At 38.0% G+C, this 3587-nt stretch carries 3 protein-coding genes; all 3 read left to right on the top strand.

Annotation, left to right across the window (positions count from 1 at the left end; translation table 11 throughout):
• The coding region (locus tag ACIQ0C_RS27070) for a LysR substrate-binding domain-containing protein (protein ID WP_403065960.1) at positions 1-650 on the top strand (650 nt) is incomplete at its 5' end.
• A gap of 189 nt (positions 651-839) precedes the next feature.
• A complete protein-coding gene (locus ACIQ0C_RS27065; RefSeq protein ID WP_403065957.1) occupies positions 840-1679 on the top strand; it encodes a tyrosine-type recombinase/integrase in 840 nt (279 codons plus the stop codon).
• Positions 1680-2058: 379 nt separating this feature from the next.
• A complete protein-coding gene (locus ACIQ0C_RS27060; protein ID WP_403065954.1) occupies positions 2059-3111 on the top strand; it encodes an NHL repeat-containing protein in 1053 nt (350 codons plus the stop codon).
• Positions 3112-3587: the final 476 nt, after the last annotated feature.

Here is a 3587-nt window from a genome sequence, read left to right as displayed (position 1 = left end):
TTCAACTTATTTCACAAGAGTACGAAGAATTTTTACAAAACATTGGTGCCTTTCAAACTAACTCTAAAGTGGATTTTGGCACATCACATACAACCTTGAAAATCTATGGTGCCCATATCGCGAATACTTTGAATATGAACGACATTCAAATGGATGTGGATTTCGCCGTAGATTCCAGTAATGCCATAAACCAAAAAGTGCACAATTCCGAATTAGATTGTGCACTCATTAGTGAACCTATTAATAAATATCCCGATTTAACTTATGACATCGTTGCAACTGAAACATTCGAGATCATTTCAAGTAAGGACCATATACTCAATTTTAATTGTAAAACACCTATTACATTACTCGTATTGAGTATAGGTTGTATGTATACAAGAGCAGTGACCGAATGGCTTATGAATAATCAAATACCATATAAATTAAAGGAAATAAAATCAATCAGCAGTATCCAAGATTTTTTACAAATCAGCAATACCATTGCAGTATTGAATACTAAGCTTATAGACTTATATAACTATACAAACGTTCACTATTACAATTTAAGCTTTAACAATGTCATTAATACCGTTTTCGTTTTTAAGATGAACGACGGCGAACAGAACCATATCGTACAATTAAAAAATGTTCTAAAGACGATTGGTTAATTATAAAAAAAAGTAAACATTAATGAACTAACGGGTGCGTTAGCTGAAGATCAGAGCTGTCTTAAGGCAGCTTTTTCTTCTTTAACTAACAGGTGTTATTGTTTAATGAAAACTCTACTAATCTAGTATAATAGTTCTTCTTTTGACTATACTGTCTATTAATATGGTATAGATTGGAGAGAAACAGGTATGATCTTAACTGATGTATGGGGTTTATATAAGGCAGATAAGCAAATCCAAGGTTATTCTCAACAAACATTAAAGGCCTATTATGTCCAATTTAACTTGTTGGTGAATAGTTTTGGAAATATATCCATTCAAGAACTTTCAACTAATTCTCTTAAAGTTTATCTGGGAAAAGCAGCTGAAAAGCTTAAGCCATCCAGTCTGGGTCACAGAATTCGATTTATTAAATCTTTATTTAGATGGGCTCAGGATGAAAATTTAATTAATGGAAATCCTGCTTCCAAAATCAAGGAACCCAAATTAGAATTAAGGGTACCAAAATACTTGTCTGAAGAGGAAATTGAACATTTGCGGGAAGCTTGTCATACAACATTCGAAAATGCTTTATTTGAGTTTATGTATTCAACAGGATGTAGAATTGGTGAAGCAATAACTCTAGATAGGGCCTCAATCAATTTCTCTAATCAATCAGCAATCATTTTAGGTAAAGGGCGTAAAGAACGAGAAGTATATTTCAATACTCGTTGTGAAATATGGTTAAAGCGATATTTAAGTGAGCGAAAAGATCATGAGGAAGCACTATTTGTGACAACACGTGCACCCCATCGAATGAGTATTTCTCAAGCGAGAAACATTATAAAACTGGTAGCAAAGAGAACGGACATTAAAAAGAGCATTCATCCCCACCAGCTTAGACATAGTTATGCCACAAATTTATTGAATAATGGAGCGCCTCTAGAAGTGATTCAAAATTTAATGGGTCATGAAAAAAGTGAAACCACAAAAATATATGCATATCTAAGTGGTGCAATGCGGAGAGACTTGTATAGAAAGTATTTTTAAGGGACCAAGGTCCTTTTTATTTTGTTCTTAATAAACTATCGAGTGCTTTACTTCAACAAGGGAGTTGCTTTGGCAGCTCTTTTTTCTTATGGAATAAAGGGGCAGGATAATTGATGTATTTAAGACAGCTTTTTCTTATGGCACTAACGGGGCAGTTTAATTGAAGTAGGCATCTCACATCTACCTCATCTCATTAACAATGAAAGGAGCAAGGTAAGAGTTAGTTGACCATTAGGCGTGACTACCTAAAGTTAAAATTGTGTTTTTTATCAGAGTGTTTGTCTTATACAAAAAGCTCTCAAACGAATAGATTAATAATAGATTTAAGTATATTTTTTAAATCTATAACAATATTAATAGAAGGGAGTTTTTATCTAGAATGAAACGACATGACTATCTCTACATTGGAGACGGCTTCGACAACACCGTGAAGACATTTGATGCAGAATCGGGCAGGTTCCTTGGAAGATTTGTTCCATCAGGTGACAACGGCTTAAATGGTCCCCGGGGACTTATCTTCGATCATAATGGTAATCTCCTTGTTACTAACCAAAACGTACTGCCTCCTCCTCCTCCAGCACCTCAAAATGGAAGCATTTTAAAGTACGACGCACACACTGGACAGTTTCAAGGATATCTCGTCAATCCCAATGATCCTAACGCTCCGTTCGCCCCGCGCGGTATCGTCCTTTCGAAACAAAATATTCTGTTTGTGGCAGACATTATTGTAGAGACCGGCCTGAATGGAGAAGTGAGGACATATCATGGTACCACTGGGGTGTTTCAGGGGAATCTTGAACACCCGCCTGGAGTACAGTTTTTTCCCCGAAGTGTAGTAATTGGTCCGGACGGCTTGTTATATGTGTCCGTCAGTAACAACCCTACTACTGCAGAAGGTCAGCTCGGTGGACGGGTAGTGCGCTATAATCCGAAAACCGGGGAATTCATTGATGTGTTCATTGAGGGCGATTCCATTCCAGATTTTAACCGTCCGGAAGGTTTGGTCTTCGGTCCTGATGGCAACCTCTATATCACCAGTTTCAGAAGGGACCCGAGTGACACGGACAAAATTCTTATCTTCGACCGTAAGGGCAGGTTTCTTGACAAGATTGATCTCTATGCCGTCGGACAGCCCCGCGCCTTTGCGCAGGCAATCCTGTTTGGTCCAAACGGTAAACTATTTGTCCCTATTACAGGACCGGGTCCCGTTAATGGCCAGCCTTTGGGACCTGATACAGGTTCTGTACGTCGCTACAACGTTAAGAGCAAAACATTTGATGTGTTTGTACGTCCGGCTCTTCTGGGAGGACCGTTAACGGAGCCGTGGTATCTGACATTTGGCAAAACGGACCCCGCAACACTAGCTTACAGGCATGACAAGGAAGAAAGCAGCGACCATGATCAACACCATGATGATGAAAGCAGTGACTAGAATAGTAGTTAAAATTTGAATATATAAGGAAAGACCGCCACTTGTGTTTAGATAGCGGTCTTTCTTTGGACAAGGTGTAACTTTTCTAAAAGGTCTTTGATTTGTTTTAAAATGTTCCTTACAGCGAGGTGAGTTCGCCAAGTTTCTAACATCACACAGGTCAAGGTGGTTCTCACGATACAGGTATTACGTCTTTAGAGTGTGAAGAAATGTACTTACGCTAACGAGTGCGTTAGCTGAAGATAGAAGTGTCTTTAAGGCAGCTTTTTCTTATGGGCCAGGTAGTGTATACGGACTTTTGGTAACACATATCATGATCTAGTAAAATGGTATACTATATAAAGAAATCAGAATTTTCACAAACGAATCTAAACTATCCATAAAAAGGGCGTGATATAAATGTATAACGAAGCAGAACAGCGTGTTTCAAAAGCATTGAAATCGATCGCACGAAACGAAGATATCAAAGAATACAT

The sequence above is a fragment of the Peribacillus sp. NPDC096448 genome (assembly GCF_044762675.1).
GTDB lineage: Bacteria > Bacillota > Bacilli > Bacillales > DSM-1321 > Peribacillus > Peribacillus frigoritolerans_B.
Note: the sequence above shows the minus strand (reverse complement) of the source record. Positions and strands in the feature narration are given on the sequence as shown.